Consider the following 20,892-nt stretch of genomic DNA (forward strand, 5'->3'; position numbering starts at 1 on the left):
TTATCCTACGGCCAGACTCAGCAGTTTACCCGGAACATAAATCACTTTACGAATAGTGACGCCCTCAAGGAAACGCTGAACGTTTTCTTCAGCATGAGCAAGTTCCAGCACTTGTTGTTCAGTCGCATCAGCTGCTACTGTGACTTTAGCGCGAACTTTACCGTTAATTTGTACGACCACTAATTTTTCATCTTCCACCATAGCAGCTGCATCAGCGACTGGCCATGGGCTTTGTTCCAGTGACGTGGTAAAACCCAACTCTTTCCACAGGTACTGCGACAAGTGAGGGGTAATAGGGTTCAGTAACTGAACTAAGGTCTGAATACCTTCACGTTTCACTTGTTTGTCAGCATCTGTATCTACAGGGGCTTTTTGCACCTTGTTCGCCAGTTCCATAATGGCAGCAATAGCGGTGTTAAATACATTGCGACGGCCTATATCGTCTGACACTTTGGCGATAGTTTTATGAATATCGCGGCGCAAAGCTTTTTGGTCTGAGTTTAATTCCAGTGACGTTACCGCTGTGCTGAACAAGTCTTTATGCTCAGCAGCTAAAGTCCAGATCCGGCGTAAGAAACGGTTTGCGCCTTCTACCGCTGAATCCTGCCATTCCAGAGTTTGTTCTGGCGGCGCAGTAAACATCATAAATAAACGCACTGTATCAGCGCCGTATTGGTCGATCACCAATTGCGGGTCAATACCGTTGTTTTTCGACTTGGACATTTTGCTCATGCCCGCCGACAACACCGGCTTGCCATCTGTTTTTAAAGTGGACGCGGTAATACGGCCTTTTTCGTCACGTTCTGTCGCCACATCAGCAGGAGAGAACCACTCTTTACCGCCGTTTTCAGTTTCACGGTAGAAGGTTTCAGCCAATACCATGCCCTGGCATAACAAGCGTTTAAATGGCTCATCACACTGGACTAAACCTACGTCACGTAACAGTTTGTGGAAGAAACGGGCATACAATAAATGCAGAATAGCGTGTTCAATACCACCAATGTACTGATCGACCGGCAGCCAGTAGTTGGCTTTGGCCGGGTCCAGCATGGCTTTGTCATGATCCGGGCTGCAGTAACGGGCATAGTACCAGCTGGATTCCATAAAGGTGTCGAAGGTATCGGTTTCATGGAAAGCGGCCTGGCCGTTGTACGTGGTTTTTGCCCACTCCGGGTCGGCTTTGATAGGCGAAGTCACACCATTCATTACTACATCTTCAGGTAAACGTACCGGCAGCATATCTTCTGGTACCGGAACCTGAGTGCCATCTTCCAGCGTCAGCATAGGAATAGGTGAGCCCCAGTAACGTTGACGGGATACACCCCAGTCACGTAAACGGTAATTCACTTTCACCTGACCAATACCCATGGCAGTTAACTTGTCGGCAATGGCTTTAAAAGCAGCTGCGAAGTCTAAACCGTTAAATTCGGCAGAGTTAACCAGCACACCTTTTTCAGTAAAGGCAGCAGTGGTTAAATCGCATACTGCAGCACTGCCAGCTTCAGGTTGCACCACTTGTTTAATCGCCAGACCGTATTTAGTGGCAAATTCATAATCGCGCTGATCGTGACCAGGTACTGCCATCACAGCACCAGAGCCGTAATGCATCAGTACAAAGTTAGCAACCCAGACCGGCACTTGTTCGCCTGTTAAAGGGTGAATAGCGAACAAACCTGTTGGCGCGCCTTTTTTCTCCATGGTCGCCATATCGGCTTCGGCCATTTTGCCGCCTTTGCAGTCGTCAATAAAAGCCTGTAGTTCAGGATTATTTACGGCAGCTTGTTGGGCTAATGGATGCTGAGCGGCAACGGCTACGTAAGTGACGCCGTATAAAGTATCAGGGCGAGTGGTGTAGACCGACATGGTTTGGTCTGAATCTGCCACTTTAAACTCGATCTCCACACCCTCTGAGCGGCCGATCCAGTTTTTCTGCATAGTTTTAACTTGCTCAGGCCAGTCGTCTAACTGGTCTAAGTCTTGTAACAACTCTTCAGCGTAATCTGTGATTTTAATAAACCACTGCGCCAGTTCGCGCTGTTCTACCAAGGCACCTGAACGCCAGCCGCGGCCGTCAATCACTTGCTCGTTGGCTAAAACGCACTGATCCACAGGATCCCAGTTTACTGTGGCCATTTTTTTGAACACTAAGCCTTTTTCAAACAGCTTGGTGAAAAACCATTGTTCCCACTTGTAGTATTCCGGCTTACAGGTGGCGACTTCGCGGTCCCAGTCGTAACCAAAACCTAAGCGTTTCAGCTGGCCTTTCATATAGTCGATATTGGCGTAAGTCCATTTGGCTGGGGCTGTTTTATTGGCAATAGCAGCGTTTTCTGCCGGTAAACCAAAAGCATCCCAACCCATAGGTTGCATCACGTTTTTGCCCTGCATACGCTGGAAGCGGCTGATCACATCACCTATGGTGTAGTTACGCACGTGGCCCATATGTAAACGGCCACTTGGGTACGGGAACATGGAGAGGCAGTAGTATTTTTCTTTCGAAGCATCTTCTACTACTTTAAAGGCGTTTGTTTGTTCCCATTCCTTTTGCAGCTGCTGTTCAATCAACTGCGGGTTATATTGTTCGTGCATTAAAAACCTTCCAACGTGAAGTCAAAACCAGACCGATGAAACCGGCGGGAAAAATTGCCGCTAGCATACCGCAAGCGAGGGGTCGGCAACAACTGCAACAAGGGACAATCCTTGCTTTGTTTTATTTTGTGGTGACGCTCTTGTTTGCGTTACTCCGGCTGCATAAAGTGGTGAATTGAAGATGCGGGTTTCATTAAGGAATAGCTTGTGTTTGGTATTGAAAATCTGATGTTGTTTATTATTTCTGGCTTACTGCTGAATATTTCACCAGGACCGGATACGGTGCTGATTATCAGCCGCAGTGCTAGTCAGGGCTGGCGTGCTGGTTTGGTCGCAGTTGCAGGTATTGGCACTGGTGTTTGTCTGCATATTTTTGCCGCTGCTTTGGGGGTCTCTGCTTTGCTGGCGACTTCTGCGACGGCCTTTACGCTGGTGAAGCTGGCTGGTGCTGCCTATTTAGTTTATCTCGGGGTGAAAATGTTGCTGGCAAAACGCCCTGAGCACGGCGTTGTTGCACAGCAGGTTTCTGCTGCTTCCTTTCGTAGCATTTTCCTGCAGGGCTTTGTCACTAATGTGCTGAATCCAAAAGTGGCGCTTTTTTTCTCAGCTTTTGTACCGCAGTTTATTGCTGTGGATGCGGCCAACAAAGCTTTGGCTTTTGTCATTCTGGGTTTTATTTTTAATCTGAATGGCATGCTTTGGTGTGTGTTTTTGGCCGTCAGTGCAGGCTTTGCCGGCAAAAAAATGAAAGTAAGCCCGCTGGTTGCGCATTGGCTGAATAAAAGTATTGGTGCTTTGTTTGTTGCTTTGGGCGTGAAGTTAGCGCTGGCAGACCAGCGCTAGTCAGACTGTTCCCGATCAGTGGGGCAGAGCAGTTAATACTTTGCCCACCAGTTGATTCAGCTCATCGCCATTGCCTATCCAGCGCGCGACCATCAGCAGATCATGTTCTTTATCTATGTAGATAATATTGCGGCCTGCGCCCTGAAAAGTAACAGCTGTTTCAGGAGCCTTTGGCAGAGCTTTACGGCCCGGGTTTAAAAACCAGTTAGCAAAGCCGTATTCAGGGTTAGCTGAGCCTCCTGTGCTGGCCATTTTGATCCATTCTTTACTGACGAGTTGCTTATCCTGCCATTGACCGTCGCGTAAAAACAGATAACCAAAACGGGCTAAATCCCAGGCATTAATAAACATGCCGCCGCCCCAATGACCGCCACCTGAGACAGACTGCATCTTCTGACCATCCAGTTCAATCCAACTATTGTCGTAGCCATACCAGCGCCAGGTCGACGAAGCTCCAATAGGTGTCATGATCTGTTCATTCAGTACCTGGGGTAAAGGTTTGCGCCAGACATGCAAAGTGGATAACGCCAAAAGGTTTATCCTTACATCATTGTATTTGTAGTGGCTGCCAGGATTGCGTAACGGCCGTTTTGGCCAGTCAGCCGGTGTTTTACCTTCGGGTCGGTCGGCCCAGTCTGGTTTGCCCCATAAGGTACCTTGCCAATCACTGGTTTGACGCAGCAGATGATCCCAGCGAATTTGGCTGTTGTGGTCACCCTGATACAAGTCGACACCATGTGGCATATAGCTATCGACTTTATCCTGCAGGCTATGAATTAAGCCTTGTTGCAACGCCAGACCTGTCACAGTGGTTAAAAAAGTTTTGGTGATGCTGTGGGTCATATCTACAGCTTGTGTATCACCCCACTGTGCTATCACTGAACCCTTATAAATAATAATGCCATTGGCAGGAACTCGGGTTTTCATTGGGCCAATAATCTGATCGTAGGGCTCTTTGGCACCAAAGGTGGTGGCCTGATTAATCGCCTGATCCGGGTCTGCTTTGTTTTCGGATTTTATGGCGTAATCCACCGCTTGTTGCAGCAATACAGCATCTACCTTTAATTCGGCGGCTGGTTTTTGTTGCCATTGCCCTGCTGGTGGAAAGTACTCTGCCGTGTTGCCACTGGCACTGAATAACAAAGCAAAAGCAGTAACGGCAAAATATAGTTTCATCAACAACCCCTTTTATAGTTCTGCCTGCAGACTGAGCTTCAGAGCAAAAAGCCGCAATAGCCTTGCGACTAAAAAGCCGGACTACAGGTTTAAAAATCCGGCCTGCTGATTTTGTCCGTCTATACTAAAGAAAAGTAGTAAGGGGGTTTTATGTCCGAATTTAAAGAAAAATATCAGAATTGGCTCAATGAGTTAGCCACAATGCTTAAAGAAGGCAGGCAGCAGCAACTGGATAATCTGGTGGATTTTGCCGACACAGTCAAAGCCTATGTCAAAGCGGGTAAAGAGCTGACGGCTTATGAAACCCAACTTTTTATCGAAACCTTTAAGCGTCAGGCCACAGAGGCTGAACAAGCGCCATCCCTTTGGCCTGAAACTCTATGGTATGAGCTTTCACTGATCACCGACAAAACCCAGATTGAATGGCAAGAATTGATGCAGGATTTGGAGCATCAGGGTACGTATCAACAAGGAGAAGAAGTGGGCATGGGTTTGTACCAATGCCAGCAGTGTCAACAGCAACAGGCCTTTTATCATCCGGCCGAACTAGGAGCTTGTGTGTATTGTGGGGGCACGCAGTTTAGCCGTCATGGCTTTCCTCTTTAAATCATTCATTTTATTCAATGATTTGTTAAGATGACGGAAATTGTAGTTTTCATCTTTCAACACTGAGCAGGTTGCATGACGCACAACAGCCATAAATATGCTTTAACCGCCGAACATTTAGGCCCACAACTTGATAAGCACCTGATCCAGCAAGCGCTGGATGTGACAGGTTTATCCAGCACTTTTATTGGCCAGGACAGAGCAAAGGCGGCATTAAATTTTGCTATCGGCATGGATATGCCGGGTTATAACCTTTATGTGATGGGCGAGCCTGCTTTAGGCCGTTACACCTTAGTGCAGGACATTCTTCAGCAAGCCGCCAGCGAAAAAGCCACGCCGGATGACTGGTGTTATATCAATAACTTTGACGATGAGCGTATTCCGGGCACCTTACGTTTAGTGCCAGGTGAAGGCAAAGTGCTGGTGAAAAAGGTGGAAGCCTTAATCGACGAGCTGCTCGATACCTTCCCCGCTGCTTTTGATAACCCTGGTTATCAGCGTAAGAAAAAAGCCATTCATCAGGAATTTGATGATAAATACGAAGCTGCTATCGAGTTAGTGGAACGCAAAGCTTTAGAGCAGCAAGTGGTCCTGTACGAAGAAAATGGTGCAGTCAGCTTTTCGCCAGTAGTGGATGGCAAAGCGCTGGATGACAATGAATTTGCTAATTTATCTGAAGAAAAACGCCAGTTTTTCTACGATTTAGTCTCAGAGCTTGAAACCATACTGAACGAGCAATTGCTGGAATTACCGCAGTGGAAACGTGAACTGTCGGAAAACCTGCGGGCGCTGCGTCGTGAAACCATAGAACAAGCCATCAAGCCATTGCTGAAACAGTTGGAACATGACTATTCAGCTGAGCTGGGTGTGTTACGTTATCTGCGTGAAATGAAACCGGCTTTGGTCAAAGCCATGCTGGAACTGCTACCGGAAGAGGCCGAAAGCGATAAGCTGGAAGAGCTGGATATTCGGGGCATTTTTGTCGGCGACTTTGTGCCTAATGTATTGATGCATCACGAATTGATGGACGGCGCTCCTATTATTTTTGAGCCCAACCCAAGCTACGGCAATTTATTTGGCCGGGTTGAATACAGCTCAATGCAAGGCTCCTTGTATACCAATTACCGTATGATCCGCCCTGGTGCTTTGCATAAAGCCAATGGTGGTTATCTGGTGCTGGATGCCGATCGTTTATTGTCACAGCCAAGCCTGTGGGATGCATTAAAACTAGCGCTAAAAACCGGTGAAATACTGATTGATACGTTAAGTGATCATGCGGTGACGAACTCCACCATTATTACGCCTAAGGCTATTCCACTCAGCGTAAAAATAGTGCTTTTGGGTTCGCGGGATTTGTATTATCTGGTGCAGGACGTGGACGATGAGTTTAACGAGCTGTTCCGTGTGTTAGCTGACTTTGAGCATTATCTGCCGTTTAACGAGCAAACAGTTCGGTATATGTCGCTGCAAATTCAGGATCAAATTCAGCAAATGGATATGGAAACCTTATCCGCTTGTGGTTTAAAGCAGTTGCTGAATTTCAGTTTCCGTCAGGCCGAACATCAGCGCAAACTCTCTGCCCGTTTTGCTGAAGTGCTGGAGCTGGTGCGCGAAGCTTGTTTTTATGCCACTCAGCATGACTCGACTGAACTGCGCGCAGAGCATGTGCAAATGGCGCTGGAAGGTAAACAGTACCGCACAGGCCGCATCAGCGAATCCTTTTTAGAAGATATTCAGGAAGGCCAGATTTTAATAGACACTGACGACTGGGCTGTTGGTAAAATTAACGGTTTAACAGTGCTGGAAATTGGCGATACTGCCTTTGGTACGCCAGCCCGTATCAGTACCACAGTTTTTGCCGGTTCCACTGGTGTGGTTGATATTGAGCGTGAAGTGGAATTGGGTAAATCCATTCACTCCAAAGGTGTGATGCTGCTGACTGGTTACTTAGGTGCTAAATACGCTCAGCATTTTCCGCTGACCTTGTCGGCCAATATTGCGATGGAGCAATCCTACGGTTTAATAGATGGCGATAGCGCATCCCTGGCTGAGGTCTGTGCGCTGATTTCAGGCATAGCCGATATTCCTATTACCCAAAGTCTGGCAGTAACTGGTTCTATTAACCAGCATGGTCAGGTGCAGGCCATTGGTGGTGTGAACGAAAAAATTGAAGGTTTCTTTCGCCTCTGTGAGTCTCGTGGTTTAACAGGTAAACAAGGTTGTATTATTCCTGCCAGCAACCAGCTGAATCTGGTGCTGAATGATGAAGTGATCAAAGCGGTGGAACAGGGCCAGTTCCATATTTATGTGGTCAAAGGTGTGGATGAAGCGCTGGAACTGTTAATGGATATGCCGGCCGGTGAGCGTAACAGCAAAGGTCAGTATCCAAAACGCACCATCAACTATCTGGCGCTGCGCCGTTTGGAAGAAATAGCCGAGATAGTCAACGGCTCATCTGACAGTTAACCTCTTGGGTCAGAGCTATCAGCTCTGACCCGCAAATCTTAGGTTTCCTCTACTCCACATTTGAAGAGAAAGAACGTGAAAGCTTTTAACTGGATTTTATTCGACGCCGACGAAACCTTGTTCCATTTTGATGCCTACGCTGGCTTACAGCTGATGTTTAAAGGTTATGGTGTGGATTTTACGCTTGAGCAGTACGACGTGTATCAGGCACTCAATCAGCCACTCTGGGTACAGTATCAAAGCGGCGAAATCGGGGCAAAACAGTTGCAGGAACAGCGTTTTAGCTATTGGGGTGAGCAGCTGAATATTGCGCCTTCTGTGCTCAATGCTGGTTTTTTGCAGGCGATGGCTGAAGTGTGCACACCTTTGCCTGGAGCTATCAGTTTACTCAATGCTCTGCAAGGCAAAGCCAAATTGGGCATTATCACTAACGGTTTTACCGACCTACAGCAAATCCGTTTAGAGCGCACTGGCTTACACAATCACTTTGATATTCTGGTGATTTCCGAGCAGGTGGGTGCTGCTAAACCTCATCCGCAAATTTTTGCTCACGCCAAAGAGCTGATGGGAAACCCTGATCCAGAGAGCGTGCTGATGGTGGGTGATAACCCAATCGCTGATATTGGTGGCGGTAAACAAGCTGGTTTTTATACCTGCTGGCTCAATCGTTTTAACGCCACTTTACCTGCAGGTATTACAGCAGATCTGGAAGTGCAGTCTCTGGAACAACTGGAAACTGCACTAAGCACCTTTCTCTGATGAAAATATGCTAGCTCAGAACATAGAGTTCAGTTTACCGCTGAACCATAAAGCGGCGACAAAAGCTGGTGTTGCCACTAGCTGAACCGCCCATAAGCCGATTTTTTGTGCCTTGCTCAGCGGACCAAAACGATGGATCAGAGTAAACAAACTGATCATCGCCAGCAGGTAACAGAGCAGTGGTATAAACCAGCCGGAGCTGTAACTGCACGCTGCATTAAAGGCAACAGCAGCTATGATAGTTGCCGCCAGATGAAGTTTTATTGAAGTGGAAACTGTGGTTAATGTCATCGATCTGTCCTTTGTTTTTAGTTGAAGTCACTTGCGTTATTACAAAGACACCACGACATTTAAAACTGTGACAAAAATTCTGAATAATTTATTTAAACAATCAGGAACCTAAACGCTGAGTGCCTGGAATAAAGGAGTTTGTATGCAGAAGCTGATTGTTATGATGCTTACGCTGGGTTTAGTGGGCTGCCAGCAAGCTTACTACGCCACCATGGAAAAGTTTGGTGTGGAGAAGCGTGAAATACTGGTCGACAGGGTGAAGGATGCCCGGGATGCTCAGGTGGAAGGGCAGCAACAGTTTAAAGATGCGCTGGACGAGCTGAGTCAATTATTGAAGTTTCATGGCGGCGACTTACAAACTAAATACGAAGAGCTGGATTCGGAGTATCAGCAAAGCGTCAAAGCCGCTGAACTGGTCAGCAGCCGTATTAATAAAGTGGAGTCTGTGGCTGATGCTTTATTTAACGAATGGCGGGACGAGCTGGAGCAATATCAGAATGCCAGTTTAAAAGCCCAAAGCAAACAAAAGCTGGTTACGACAGAAAAGCAGTTCAGCATGCTGTTGAAAAAGATGCGCTCCGCTGAAAAGAAAATGCAGCCAGTACTTAAAATCATGCACGACAACGTATTGTTTTTAAAACATAACCTGAATGCTAAAGCCATTGGTTCTATTCAAACCGATTTTGCCGGTTTACAGCAGGATGTCAGCAGCCTGATCATTGAAATGAATAAGGCGATAGCAGATTCAAATAAATTTATTGCTCAGATGCAAACTCAATAGCTGGAGCTGTTTCTCCGGTAAGGGCCGCTAAGGCGTCAGCCCCTTATTGTGTCTGCAATGGCGCTGGTGCTTGTGCAGGTTTTAGTAATTCCAGTTGGGCTTTGGCTTGCTGCTCTTCATCTCTTTGTTTAATACGCACTAATGACGCATAAAACTGTGCTGCGGTAAAAGATTGAGTCGACTGGATCAAATCGCTGACATCCGCAGAGCTTTGCTGCAACATCTGACGGAAAATCTCCAGGTGCCCATTTTTTTGCAATAAAGGCGCTAAGTTGGTTTCTTCAGCACCATCCCGAATGGTGTAGTACTTCAGTAATAATTCTGCTCTGGCAGCTAAGGTCAAAACCGGTGTATCTACAGCAGGGGTAGAGCTTACAGCTGTATCAGTCTGCTCTGTTTTAGGCTTGGTATTTTCTGTTTCAACTTCAGTTTGAGTCAGGGAGTTAAATAAAAATGCTGAGACAATCAAACCACTAAACAAACCCCAGAAATAGCTTAACAATGGTGTGGGCTTATACATAAACAACCTTTCCGACTACGGCTTAACGACAAAAGACTGCGGCGATTATAACTGCCTAAGCTATAACCTATGCAAACTTTTATGGGGTTTTTCGTGCCGTTGGGCGAGAACAAAGCCGGATTTCTGCTGATCTCCGGCTTTTTATACCTCTACAAATCAACTTTGTGGTTTTAAATCAATTTGTATCCGGCCTGGCACTATGTCCAAACGCACCTGATGGGCGCTGCTGTTATCTTTTAACCCATCCAGATACTGCCAGTAACCACTGGTTTTTTCGTCTTTACTGAAGGTCAAACCAAACACCAGGCCATTGCCCTGATGCAGATAGCTGATAGCCTGACTGGCTGTTTTGTTGTCGGTTAGTTCAAAGGTAATAAAATCTTTTAAACGTGTATTGGCACTAAAAACACCGGACATCACTGGATTTGGATTACTGCCATACTCTGCACCTGTAGTTTTGACTTTATCCGGGTGAGGTAAAAGTTGCTGGTGCTGAATGTCATACCGATCGCCGCCCTGCAGATAACTTAAACGGATATTTTCCATTTGAAAGCCAAGCGGGTTCGTCACTTTTCTGGCCTGACGTAAATCAATCACTGTCACGCCTCCAGAGCCTAAAGCCTGAAATTGCCGGGTTTTGGCCTGGTAAAACAACGCTGAGTCTTCGTCCACACCATAACCTATAGCTGAAGCGGAGTTTTGTTCTGCCACAGCTACTATTAAACGGCCAAAACGGGCTCTGCGGTCAAAGTGTTGATCAATCACCCCATCAGGGAAAAAACCTAAGCCGCGACGTAATTGCAGCGGCTCATCTGCGGCTTCATCGATTTGTGTATCAGGCTTTGCAACAGCTCTGGCTAAGGCTGTCCAGGATGAGCCCGAAGCAATCATGGTTTCACTCATTATTGCAGCGCCTGCACTGGTGCCGCCGACAATACCGCCACTTTGATAGAGCTGCCAGATAGCATCAAGTACTGGGCTGTTTTTGCCTTCTGCTCTTAAGGTATCGACCAGATGATTTTGGTCGCCACCTAGAAACCAGACCGCAGTGGCTTGTTGCTCTTGAGCCGCCAGTTTTGGGTCTGCAGCATTATGACGCCATAAGGATTCATCTTCCGTGGTGCTTTTGTCATCTTTGACCGCTATAGGCACTAATTGCACCTGCTGCTCAGGCACGCCGTATAAGGCTAAATCCTGCTGGAATTGGCGAAAGTATTTCACGGGTTGACTGCTGGCCGCAGGTATCACCACTATTCTGGCTTTATCTGCTCCGCCCGCACTTTGAATAAACTGTTGGTATACAGCTTTGTTGGAACTGGCTAAAGCTCCGCCCACAATCATCAGTTCGCCCGCAAGCTGAGTTTTTGCGTATAAAAAGGGGCTGCCAAGGCTCAGACTAAGAGCCAGCAGGTAGGTTTTTTTCATCAGGTTCAGACTCCATTTTTGCTTTATTGAGTACGATCTAGTTGCTTCATCTGTTGCCATATCCGGCATCTTTGGCCAGGTTTTTTATTGATCTTTGAATGACAACAGCCCGAGCATAACAAAAGCCTGGATGCTGTCAAAGCGCTGAACGAGGATAAACACAGCTTCTGAGCTTAAAGAATGAACAAACAAAAACCATTACAACTGATGCGGTTACAGAGCTTGCGTAGCCCTGATATAGTGCTCAGATAAACTCAGAATGTGGTGACAAGATGAAACAATATGCACTGCTGCTGGCAGTAATGACGTTAAGTGCAGGAGGTTGTGTGGGACAAAAATCACTGGAGCAACAAGAGTTACGCCGTCAGATCGGGCAAAAACTCATGATCGACCTACGGCACTTTTGTGCTGAAGGCTCATCAGCACAATGCAAAACCGACTTGACTGAATTACCAGCAGAATTTGCCGAGGCTATACAGCAGCTGCATTTAGGCGGGGTGATTTTATTTGCCAATAACTTAAAAGATAAAGAGCAAATTCGCCGTTTAACTGCGGATTTGCAAGCGGCCAGCAGCGATGGTTTACCTCTGCTAATAGGTATTGATCAGGAAGGCGGTCGTGTGGCTCGTCTACCGACTCAAGAGTTTCCTGCCTTTGCCGGTAATATGGCTATAGGTGCCACTTTGGCAAGGTCTGGCAACCGCTATGCCACGGATGTTGGCCGATCTATAGCGCAGCAATTAAGCTCGCTTGGTATTAACTTAAATTTCGCTCCCAGCCTGGATGTGAATAATAATCCGGCTAACCCTGTGATTAATGCCCGCTCTTTTGGCGATAACCCTGTTGCAGTAGCAGCAGCGGGCGGTGCTATGCTGGATGCCATGCAGCAGGCAGGCGTCTTAGGCACCATTAAACATTTTCCTGGACATGGTGACACTCATGTTGACAGCCACACAGGTTTACCTTTGGTTGAGCATGACAAAGCCACAGTCGAAGCTGTGGATTTGTATCCATTTCGGCAGCTGATAAAACAGCATCAGCCTGCGATGGTGATGACAGCTCATATTCAGTACCCTGCGTTGGATAACAGTAGCTTAACCAGCAAATCCGGTGAGGCACTGATTAAACCTGCCACTTTATCCCGTGCCATTCTTACGGACTTGTTACGAGAGGACATGGGCTTTCAGGGCATCATTATTACCGATGCACTGAATATGGCTGGCATCAGTCAGTTTTTTACCCCTTCAGAAGCTGTGATCCAAACTTTTGCGGCTGGTGCTGATATAGCGCTGATGCCTTATGAAATAAAAACGCCTGCCGATATGGCGGCTTTGGCAAGGCTTATTGATCAGGTGGTGCTGGCTGTACAACAAGGCCAGCTAAACAGCACTGAAATAGCCCAGTCAGCCCAGCGTGTTATCAGATTGCGCCAGCAGCTTAAAGCCAGCCCGGCACAGCAGTCTTTACCTGACAGCACACGTTTAGAGCATGATCTGCAATTGGAGCGACAACTGGCAGAGGCAAGCCTGACGTTGGTTGGTACAAATAAATTACAGTTACCACTTAATCTGGCCGCTTTAAAACTACACCTGATTGCGCCTGATCAAACCAAATGCCAAAGCTGGATGCAGGCGTTAAGCGGGTGGGGAATAAAGGCGAAGTCAGTCACTTGTAGTGATTTAACTTCGTTTGAGCAAAAGCTGGCTTTACAGCAAATAGCTCAGGCTGACCTGGTGTTAGGTTCATTGATTTCGCCAGCTCAAAGCGCAGCTGAGTTGGGTGTATTGGCTGACTTAAAAGCTTTACCTGCAATGAAACTAACAGTGACAGAGCAAAAAAAGGTGTTAGTTGAGCTGTTACAACAGGCTAAGGCTGCTGGCAAAAAAACAGTGATGGTGTCTTTACGTACCCCTTATGAACTGACTGATTTCAGCACCAGTGCTGACTTACGACTGGCTACCTATAGCTATAACCAGAAATCGCAAACTGCAGAGCGACCATTTTCAGGGCCAGCTTATGATGCGGTGATTGGATTTTTACTGGGGGAAGTGAAAGCTGTGGGCCAGTTGCCAGTGTTATTAAAATAACGGAATGAGGATCAACAATGACAGTGGCTATTCAAGCTCTGGATCAGTTGCTGAGTGCTATGCAGCCGACACTGGAACCAGAGGTGTATGTGTATTGTATCTGGCCTTTGGACAAAAGCTGGCACGGTCCTTTGCCTCTGGCCACCTTTAAAGAAAAAGAAGGTCTGACCTTAGTGCTGACAGAACAGCAGGCGACTGAGTATCAGTTGGATATTTTGTTCAGGGCGCGTTGGATCAGTCTGACGGTGTTTTCAGATCTGGAAGCTGTGGGTTTAACTGCTGCGTTTTCCACAGCTTTGGCCGCTTCAGGCTTAAGTTGTAATGTATTTGCCGGCGCTTTTCATGATCATATTCTGGTGCCTGTGCATCAGGCAGAAGCCGCGATGCAAGCCTTACAACAGCTGCAGCAAAGTAAAGCTTATTAAAAGCAGTCAATGAACAAAGGAAGATGTAATGTCATTACAACAATTATTTGGTTGGGGCACCTTACGACTGGCGCTGGCCGGATTAATAGGCGCACACGGCTGGCACAGAGCCTTAACCGGAGGTGTAGAACCTTTTGGCCAGTGGCTAGATAATCAGGGCTGGCCCATGGGAATATTAATAGCAGTCGCTATTACGGCTTTTGAAATTATCGGCACCTTATTTCTGGCACTCAACCGTTATGTCACTTTGGTGTGTTTGGGGTATGTCGGGATTTACGCCACTGGTATCGCAATTTTGCACGCCAAAGTGGGCTGGTTTGTGGTAGGTCCTGGTCGTAACGGCGCTGAATTCAGTGCTTTGCTGATATTAGTGTTGTTATCTGTAGCAGTGCATCACTGGCCATCACGGCGTTAGAGCCTTATTCAAGTGCACACCTGCAGGCTGTGCTTTCACCATTCAGCCAAAAGCCTGGCAATTGAGTGGTGCCGTTGATCATGCCATCCAGCAGGCTGGCGTTATCGCTGCATAGCAAATCTGTAGCTAAGGGGCCGGCGTAAAGCAGTTGTTGGTTTTGAAACAGCAGTAACAGCGGTGCGGCAATGATATCCAGTCCCAGTGCTTTGGCTTCATCCAATTCCAGTTCTTTGACGGCCAAATCAGGCTGACGTTGTTGGATCCTCTGCAGATGCTCTTTGGCAAAAGAGCTGCAGTTGCAGCTGGAATCAGTGATCAAAATCGCTTGCCAAAGGCGGTTTGGCAACAGCTGATGGCTTAGTTTGATTTGTACTTGCTTTGGCAGAAGTGGCTGTTGTTGCCACAAACCCTGCTCATCGAATACACCATAATGACCTAAGAAAAACCAATAAAAAGCTGCTGCGCTGCCTGCAATCCAAAGCGTAAGCAGTACAACCGCAGCTTTCACTCGCCTGGTCATTCGTTGTTGTTTCAACTGCTGAATCTGTTGGCTTCAATAGCCAGCTGGTTGGCCACCAGTTCAATTTGGGTTGTGCTTTGTTTTACTTTTTCGCTGCGCTGCATCTGAGCCGCGGCACTGTCATTCAGATACTGTGCACCTTGCGCCATCTCAGCGCTTGCATGGCGTTGTTGTTCTAAAGAGCCCGCCATAATATCGGCTGAGCTGGCTACAGACTGTGCCTCGCCTGTGATGATATTCAATAACTCATCACTGCGTTTCGCCAAACTGACGGTATGGTCAACCTGACTTAAGCAATGTTGCACGGATTTTACTGAGCTCTGACTGGCTTCAGTTAAGGTTTGGATCATGCGCTGAATTTGCTCTGTAGATTGCTGGGTACGGCCCGCTAAAGTACGCACTTCGTCGGCCACTACCGCAAAACCACGGCCTTGTTCACCGGCCCGCGCCGCTTCGATGGCTGCATTTAAAGCCAGCAGATTGGTTTGTTCAGCAATGCTTTTAATCACTTCAAGTACAGTGGTGATCTCTTTACTGGATAAGGCCATGCTATCCACTTTTTGTCCGGCGTCCTGCAAGGTCACCGCCAAAGTCGAGATGGCCGCTATGGTTTGGTCCACCGATCCTTTGCCAGATACTGAGCTAAGTTCTGCCTGTTTAGCAGCGCTCAATACTGCTGCTGCCAATTCGCCCAGCGCCTGAATACTTTGGGCCATTTCTTCAGAAGCTGCGGCTATACGTTTGACCTGCTTATTTTGTTCATTCATGCCTGACAGCAGTTGTTGTCCATCCTCAGACAAATGTGCGCTTTCGGTATGCAGCAAAGCCACAGACTTGTTGATGGTTTGCACTGTACTCTGAATGCCATCGAGCGCCTGATTAAATTGCGACACCAGACGGGAGCGGATATCAGGGCAACGCACAGTTAAATTAATATGAGCGGGATCTGCAACTAACTTTTGAGTGGTCTCTGAAAACGCCAACCCCACCATAGCCTCTTTATATGAGTTTAAGGTGATGATAATAAGTACCGCTGATTCCACCACTACATAAGCAGCGTGTACCATGACATTACTAAAGGTTGCGTCCTGAGCCGGTACCAAAAAGACAGCACCATGTTGGGTTTGCAGGTAAGCAAATAACAAATGGTGCACCGCAATAGTGACTGCGGCCACAGCAATCACCATCCAGTCACGAAAAGCGCTTAGCACGGCCAGCAATACAAAAATACCAAAATGCAGCTCAGTCACACCATTAGACTGATGAATATGCAAGGCACAAAACAGCATAAAAGAGACACCAAAAGCGATACGTGACAAGCGGTGGTCTCTTAAAGTTTTGTACAACACAAAAGGCACAATCAAAGCGGGCAGGCCAATCAATAACGCCGCTCCCCAGCTTTGATGCCAGCTCGCCAAAGCGAGGGACAAGAGCATCAAGAGCAGGTTGATGCTATTCATAATACGGAAAGCTTGCTGGCGAAATGGATAAATGTGCATAAAGACCTCGTTTCAACCGCAAGCCTGGCTTGCTGTTTCTGTGACTACAATTGCGTCCTGCACTTGAATGGATATTTGGAGTTTAAGAAAAATACTTTTCTAAAGACAGGCGCACTTATACGTAGTTTAACTGCCTTGGATCACTGACTGAGTTGAATACCAACTGCGGATAGACGAAGTGTAGTCGATGACTGTTTTTCGTCATCAAAAAATCATCATGGCCATTCAGAATAGTTTCTTTTTGGAGGAACTATGGCCAACTTGAACAGACGCAATTTTCTTAAAAACAGCGCTTTTTTTACCGGCGCTGCCTGGTTAAGCAGCAGTGTGTTTGGCTGCAGCAGCGCAGTTAAAACTGCAAAAAACAGCAGCCCAATCCAATTTTTACATGGTGTTGCTTGTGGCGACCCTTTAACCGATAGCCTGATTTTATGGACTAAAGTCACTCCGTCACAACAACCAGACTCAGTGCAGTTACTACTGGAAGTCAGTGAAAATGCAGATTTTTCTGCAGTAAAGCATCAGCAGCTTTGTCTGGCGCGTAAAGAAGCCAATTACTGCTGTAAGGTCGATTTAAGCGGTTTGTTACCCGGCCGTAGTTATTATTATCGTTTTAGCGACAGTAATACGGTGTCCGCTGTCGGGCATGGTAAAACTTTGCCCGAAGGGTCTGTGTCTCAGGTGCGTTTTGCCGTGTTGTCTTGCTCCAATTATCCAGCTGGTTATTTCCATGTGTATCAGCAAGTGGCACAGCAGCAATTGGACGCGGTATTGCATTTAGGTGATTACATCTACGAGTACGAGCAAGGTGGTTATGCCACAGAACAATCTGTTGAATTAGGCCGTGCTTTAGCCGCCGATAATCAGGGTGAAATTATCAGCTTGACTGATTATCGCAACCGCTATGCTTTATACCGCAGCGACAAAGATTTGCAGCAAGCTCATGCCAGTCATAGTTTTATTTGTGTTTGGGACGACCATGAAATTACCAACGACGCCTGGACAGATGGAGCCGAAAACCATCAGCCCAATGAAGGGGATTATCAGAGTCGTAAACTCAATGCGCTGCAGGCCTATTACGAGTGGATGCCCATACGGCCCCTGGTGTCTGGTCAGCAACAAAGTTTATGTCGTAGTTTTGCCTTTGGTGATTTAGTTGATTTGCATATGCTCGACACCCGCATTGAAGGTCGTAATCAGCAATTGGAATACAAGCATTACACAGATGAAAAAACCGGAGCTTTTGATAGCCAAGGTTTCATCAGCGATTTAACTAATCCAAACCGTACTTTGCTTGGGCAAAAACAGCAGCAATGGCTGCAAACTCAGTTGCTGCGCTCTAAAGCTCACTATCAGGTGTTGGGGCAGCAGGTGTTGATGGCGAAGATGATGTTTCCCTCAGAATTGCTGTCGGCATTTTCTAAACCTGGCCCGGAATTGGTCGACAAAATCGCTCAGTTAACGGCTTTAAAACAGCGTGTTGCCTCAGGGGATAGCAGTATTAGTGCACAAGACAAAAAACGTATTGAGTCTGTAGTGGCTTACAACCTGGACGCCTGGGATGGTTATCCGTACGAGCGTGAGTTGATTTACAAAACAGCGCAGCAACAGAATAAACAACTGGTGGTGCTGGCCGGCGATACCCATAACGCCTGGGCTTCGACTTTACATGATCAGCAAGGTAATAAAGTGGGGATCGAACTCGCCACACCTTCGGTAAGCTCACCAGGTATTGAAACCTATCTGAAACTGAATACAGCTCAGGTAGAGCATTTAGCCTCGGTATTGCCTCAACTGATCAACGAGCTGGAGTACTGCAATTTGCATCAGCGTGGTTATTTACTGGTGTCTTTTGGCAAAGAGCAAATAGATGCGCAGTGGTTTTTTGTCGATGGCATCACCAAAGCGCAGTATCAGACCAGCTTGGGACATCAGCAGAGCTATAAGCTTTAAGTTGTCTTTAAAACAACAAAGCCACCGCAAGGTGGCGTTGTCTAGTGGCGTCGCTTCACTTAACTTGATTAGCCAACTGATAGCGTCTGAAACTCAAGAGTCCTGCACATAAAAAGCTAATGACAAGCAAAGGCCAGTCGCTCCAAAGGCTGTATAGAGTGCGGCCTTGTACCAGCGGTACTTCAGCTGTTAACACCGCTTCTTCAAACTGTGGTAAACGGCTTAGCTCTTTGCCATCGGCAGTCACCACGGCTGTAATGCCGTTATTGGTGGCACGAAGCAGCGGGCGGCCTAATTCCAAAGCACGCATCCGGGCTATTTCTAAATGCTGGTGAGGGCCAATAGAGGCGCCAAACCAGGCGTCGTTACTGACGGTCAGCAGGAAGTGGGTGTTGTCGTTGAAATTAGCAATCATCTGGCGTGGAAAGGCAATTTCAAAGCACAAAGCAGCCAGCAATGCATAGCCATTGGCTTGTAAATTAGGCTGCAGCCAAGCTCCACGGCTAAATGAACTCATCGGTAGATTAAACAGTGGTGCCACATATTTCAGCACGTCCTGAAAAGGCACAAATTCACCAACAGGCAATAAATGATGTTTCTGGTACCTGTTGCTGGTGCTGTATCTGTAATCGCCGCCAGTGGCTTCTTTGCCTGATTTACCCAGAACTATCATGCCGTTATAGGCATCACCGTTTTCTTTGTAATCCAGAATACCTGTTACTACGGCGGTATTGTTTTCTGCGGCCAGCATATCCAGATTAAATAAATAAGCCAAAGCTAAAGGCTCGAGTTGTGGAATAGCCGCTTCAGGCCAAATCATAATGTCGGCATTCAGATGTGGACGGCTCAGTTCCATGTACTTGCGCATAGTGATGGCTTCTTGCTCCGGATCCCAGCGTAAATCCTGCGCTATATTGCCTTGCACTAAGGCAACCTTGACTTGCTCGCCGGTCTCCTGCCAGCCTTTGATTGTGCTCAGAGCTGGGCTTACTACCAAGACTATGGCGGCTATAGCAGGCCAAACCCATAACTTACGTTGTACAGCAACAGCGACACTACCCGCTATTAAGAGCATTAAAAAGCTAATGCCGGTTTCGCCTATAACGGGCGCCCAGGGCGCCATCCAGCCATCGGTTTGACTGTAACCTACAGACAACCAGGGGAAACCTGTTAAGAACCAGGAGCGGATATTTTCAGCAATAAACCAGCTGGAGGCCAACAGCAGCGGATACCAGAAATTGCCGCGAAAACGCCAGCTAAACCAGATGGCAAGGGCTGGGAATAAAGCCAGATAACCTATTAGCACTGCCATAATAGCCAGACTGGCAATCAGCGGCATACCACCAAAAGTAGCAATACTGACATGCACCCAGCTAATACCTACACCAAACCAGCCCAAACCATAGGCATAACCAAATAAGGCTGCCTGTTTTGGACTTTGCGCCTGCAGCAGATACCAGGCCAACACAGACAGAGTCAGCAGTGGCAACATATGGTAAGTAAAAGGGGCAAAAGCTAAGGTGTTTAATGCACCCAGCCCTGCTAAAAGCAGGGCTGGAAACCAGGAGGTTTTTGACAACAGCAAAAGTTAGTCCTTCTGTAACGCTGCAGTTTCTGTGGCAGTTTTAGCGCGAATCACCTGCAGCTGCACCAGACGTCTGCTATTGGCTTTGCTGACTTTAAAGGTCAGGTTTTGCAGTTCAATGGTTTCACCTTTTTCCGGCATATGGCCAAAGGCATGCAGTACTATACCGCCTATAGTGCCAGCTTCTTCTTCATCAAAAGTAGTGCCGAAACTTTCGTTAAATTCATCCACAGGAGTTAAAGCGCTGACCTGATAGACATGGCTTGCCATTTTTTTGATATCCACATCTTCTTCATCGTCGTGTTCGTCTTCGATTTCGCCGACAATTTGTTCAAGGATATCTTCAATGGTAATCAAGCCGGACACGCCACCGTATTCATCGACCACTATGGCCATATGGTAGCGTTTCTGACGGAATTCTTTCAGTAAGGCATCCACTCTTTTACTTTCAGGGATAATGACAGCAGGGCGTAATAAATCACGCAGGCTCCATTCGGTGTTGCCTTGTAAAGTATGCTGCAGTAAGTCTTTCACCAGCAGTATACCTTCGATATGGTCTTTATCTTCATTGACCACAGGATAACGGCTGTGGTTATTCTCCAGCAGCAGCGGCATCATTTGTTCAAGGGACTGGTCAATGTTAATGGTGGCCATCTGCGAGCGAGGCACCATAATGTCGCGGGCGCGCATTTTGGATACATCCAAAACACCCTGCAACATACTTTGAGTGTCGTTATCAATCAGCTTGCGCATGGCCGCTTCATTGATCACTTCAACCAGATCAGATAAATCTTGTGGTTCTGCGGTAAAAATCGCGGCTATACGCTCCAGCCATGATTTGGCGGCAGAACCCCGACTAGAGTGGGAATGGTCGTCACCCATGAGTGAACTTAAGCTCCAAGTAGTTTAAAAAGGAATACCCACAATCATTGGGGTAAGTAAGAAACAAAAT

The 20,892-nt window shown here is 47.1% G+C and carries 18 protein-coding genes; 9 read left to right on the top strand and 9 right to left on the bottom strand.

Features of this window, described 5'->3' with window-relative positions; translation table 11 throughout:
- Complete coding sequence (leuS, locus tag LSG37_RS06095; protein WP_233079030.1) at positions 1–2,589, bottom strand: leucine--tRNA ligase; 2,589 nt, start codon at positions 2,587–2,589, stop codon at positions 1–3.
- A gap of 207 nt (positions 2,590–2,796) precedes the next feature.
- Here leuS and LSG37_RS06100 point away from each other — a divergent pair, with 207 nt between their 5' ends.
- Positions 2,797–3,432 carry a LysE family translocator gene (locus LSG37_RS06100; RefSeq protein ID WP_233079031.1) on the top strand — a complete coding sequence of 212 codons (636 nt, stop codon included), beginning with the start codon at positions 2,797–2,799 and terminating at the stop codon, positions 3,430–3,432.
- 15 nt (positions 3,433–3,447) lie between these two features.
- Here LSG37_RS06100 and LSG37_RS06105 read toward each other — a convergent pair whose 3' ends face one another.
- Complete coding sequence (locus LSG37_RS06105) at positions 3,448–4,608, bottom strand: serine hydrolase domain-containing protein (protein WP_233079032.1); 1,161 nt, start codon at positions 4,606–4,608, stop codon at positions 3,448–3,450.
- 150 nt (positions 4,609–4,758) lie between these two features.
- Here LSG37_RS06105 and LSG37_RS06110 point away from each other — a divergent pair, with 150 nt between their 5' ends.
- The 3 genes from LSG37_RS06110 to yjjG all read left to right on the top strand — a co-directional run bounded on the left by LSG37_RS06110 (position 4,759) and on the right by yjjG (position 8,439).
- Positions 4,759–5,214 (top strand): zinc ribbon-containing protein, encoded by a 456-nt coding sequence (locus LSG37_RS06110; protein ID WP_233079033.1) that lies wholly within the window; start codon positions 4,759–4,761, stop codon positions 5,212–5,214.
- Between the two features lie 75 nt (positions 5,215–5,289).
- Positions 5,290–7,680: a Lon protease family protein gene (locus LSG37_RS06115; protein WP_233079034.1), complete on the top strand. Its 2,391-nt coding sequence runs from the start codon at positions 5,290–5,292 to the stop codon at positions 7,678–7,680.
- Positions 7,681–7,755: 75 nt separating this feature from the next.
- Positions 7,756–8,439, top strand: coding sequence for a pyrimidine 5'-nucleotidase (yjjG, locus tag LSG37_RS06120; RefSeq protein WP_233079035.1), 684 nt, complete (start codon positions 7,756–7,758; stop codon positions 8,437–8,439).
- 15 nt (positions 8,440–8,454) lie between these two features.
- On the opposite strand, the gene LSG37_RS06125 is transcribed toward yjjG, so the two are convergent.
- The gene (locus LSG37_RS06125) at positions 8,455–8,730 is read right to left on the bottom strand and encodes a hypothetical protein (RefSeq protein ID WP_233079036.1); all 276 of its coding nucleotides are present in this window, start codon (positions 8,728–8,730) and stop codon (positions 8,455–8,457) included.
- Between the two features lie 142 nt (positions 8,731–8,872).
- On the opposite strand from LSG37_RS06125, the gene LSG37_RS06130 reads away from it, so the two are divergent.
- Positions 8,873–9,511 (top strand): DUF2959 domain-containing protein, encoded by a 639-nt coding sequence (locus LSG37_RS06130; protein WP_233079037.1) that lies wholly within the window; start codon positions 8,873–8,875, stop codon positions 9,509–9,511.
- A gap of 43 nt (positions 9,512–9,554) precedes the next feature.
- Here LSG37_RS06130 and LSG37_RS06135 read toward each other — a convergent pair whose 3' ends face one another.
- Both LSG37_RS06135 and LSG37_RS06140 read right to left on the bottom strand, forming a co-directional pair.
- Positions 9,555–10,031 carry a hypothetical protein gene (locus LSG37_RS06135; protein ID WP_233079038.1) on the bottom strand — a complete coding sequence of 159 codons (477 nt, stop codon included), beginning with the start codon at positions 10,029–10,031 and terminating at the stop codon, positions 9,555–9,557.
- 156 nt (positions 10,032–10,187) lie between these two features.
- Entirely contained in the window at positions 10,188–11,456 is a 1,269-nt protein-coding gene (locus LSG37_RS06140) for a cyanophycinase (RefSeq protein WP_233079039.1), read from the bottom strand.
- A 272-nt stretch (positions 11,457–11,728) separates the two neighbouring features.
- On the opposite strand from LSG37_RS06140, the gene nagZ reads away from it, so the two are divergent.
- From nagZ to LSG37_RS06155, 3 genes are read left to right on the top strand one after another with little or no spacing between them, the layout of a single operon-like run.
- Entirely contained in the window at positions 11,729–13,543 is a 1,815-nt protein-coding gene (nagZ, locus tag LSG37_RS06145) for a beta-N-acetylhexosaminidase (protein ID WP_233079040.1), read from the top strand.
- A 17-nt stretch (positions 13,544–13,560) separates the two neighbouring features.
- Entirely contained in the window at positions 13,561–13,968 is a 408-nt protein-coding gene (locus LSG37_RS06150) for an ACT domain-containing protein (RefSeq protein ID WP_233079041.1), read from the top strand.
- A 28-nt stretch (positions 13,969–13,996) separates the two neighbouring features.
- Positions 13,997–14,383 (top strand): DoxX family protein, encoded by a 387-nt coding sequence (locus LSG37_RS06155; RefSeq protein ID WP_233079042.1) that lies wholly within the window; start codon positions 13,997–13,999, stop codon positions 14,381–14,383.
- Positions 14,384–14,387: 4 nt separating this feature from the next.
- Here the strand turns inward: LSG37_RS06155 and LSG37_RS06160 are convergent, their stop codons facing one another.
- Both LSG37_RS06160 and LSG37_RS06165 read right to left on the bottom strand, forming a co-directional pair.
- Complete coding sequence (locus LSG37_RS06160; protein ID WP_233079043.1) at positions 14,388–14,918, bottom strand: DUF6436 domain-containing protein; 531 nt, start codon at positions 14,916–14,918, stop codon at positions 14,388–14,390.
- Positions 14,915–16,402, bottom strand: coding sequence for a methyl-accepting chemotaxis protein (locus tag LSG37_RS06165; protein ID WP_233079044.1), 1,488 nt, complete (start codon positions 16,400–16,402; stop codon positions 14,915–14,917). Before LSG37_RS06165 ends, LSG37_RS06160 begins: the two co-directional genes overlap by 4 nt.
- 252 nt (positions 16,403–16,654) lie before the next feature.
- Between LSG37_RS06165 and LSG37_RS06170 the strand changes: the two genes are divergently transcribed.
- Positions 16,655–18,355 (top strand): alkaline phosphatase D family protein, encoded by a 1,701-nt coding sequence (locus LSG37_RS06170; protein WP_233079045.1) that lies wholly within the window; start codon positions 16,655–16,657, stop codon positions 18,353–18,355.
- A 55-nt stretch (positions 18,356–18,410) separates the two neighbouring features.
- Here LSG37_RS06170 and lnt read toward each other — a convergent pair whose 3' ends face one another.
- Both lnt and LSG37_RS06180 read right to left on the bottom strand, forming a co-directional pair.
- Positions 18,411–19,940: an apolipoprotein N-acyltransferase gene (lnt, locus tag LSG37_RS06175; RefSeq protein WP_233079046.1), complete on the bottom strand. Its 1,530-nt coding sequence runs from the start codon at positions 19,938–19,940 to the stop codon at positions 18,411–18,413.
- Between the two features lie 3 nt (positions 19,941–19,943).
- Positions 19,944–20,822, bottom strand: a complete 879-nt coding sequence (locus LSG37_RS06180) for a CorC family transporter (protein WP_233079047.1) — start codon at positions 20,820–20,822, stop codon at positions 19,944–19,946.
- Positions 20,823–20,892 lie beyond the last annotated feature (70 nt).

The organism is Rheinheimera soli (assembly GCF_021290985.1).
In the GTDB taxonomy this organism is placed as follows: Bacteria; Pseudomonadota; Gammaproteobacteria; order Enterobacterales; family Alteromonadaceae; genus Pararheinheimera; species Pararheinheimera soli.

Coding starts and splice junctions, on each gene's coding strand:
- leuS (WP_233079030.1), bottom strand. CDS start 2,589: ATGCACGAACAATATAACCCGCAGTTGATTGAACAGCAGCTGCAAAAG.
- LSG37_RS06105 (WP_233079032.1), bottom strand. CDS start 4,608: ATGAAACTATATTTTGCCGTTACTGCTTTTGCTTTGTTATTCAGTGCC.
- LSG37_RS06110 (WP_233079033.1), top strand. CDS start 4,759: ATGTCCGAATTTAAAGAAAAATATCAGAATTGGCTCAATGAGTTAGCC.
- LSG37_RS06115 (WP_233079034.1), top strand. CDS start 5,290: ATGACGCACAACAGCCATAAATATGCTTTAACCGCCGAACATTTAGGC.
- LSG37_RS06125 (WP_233079036.1), bottom strand. CDS start 8,730: ATGACATTAACCACAGTTTCCACTTCAATAAAACTTCATCTGGCGGCA.
- LSG37_RS06130 (WP_233079037.1), top strand. CDS start 8,873: ATGCAGAAGCTGATTGTTATGATGCTTACGCTGGGTTTAGTGGGCTGC.
- LSG37_RS06135 (WP_233079038.1), bottom strand. CDS start 10,031: ATGTATAAGCCCACACCATTGTTAAGCTATTTCTGGGGTTTGTTTAGT.
- LSG37_RS06140 (WP_233079039.1), bottom strand. CDS start 11,456: ATGAAAAAAACCTACCTGCTGGCTCTTAGTCTGAGCCTTGGCAGCCCC.
- nagZ (WP_233079040.1), top strand. CDS start 11,729: ATGAAACAATATGCACTGCTGCTGGCAGTAATGACGTTAAGTGCAGGA.
- LSG37_RS06150 (WP_233079041.1), top strand. CDS start 13,561: ATGACAGTGGCTATTCAAGCTCTGGATCAGTTGCTGAGTGCTATGCAG.
- LSG37_RS06155 (WP_233079042.1), top strand. CDS start 13,997: ATGTCATTACAACAATTATTTGGTTGGGGCACCTTACGACTGGCGCTG.
- LSG37_RS06165 (WP_233079044.1), bottom strand. CDS start 16,402: ATGCACATTTATCCATTTCGCCAGCAAGCTTTCCGTATTATGAATAGC.
- LSG37_RS06170 (WP_233079045.1), top strand. CDS start 16,655: ATGGCCAACTTGAACAGACGCAATTTTCTTAAAAACAGCGCTTTTTTT.
- LSG37_RS06180 (WP_233079047.1), bottom strand. CDS start 20,822: ATGGGTGACGACCATTCCCACTCTAGTCGGGGTTCTGCCGCCAAATCA.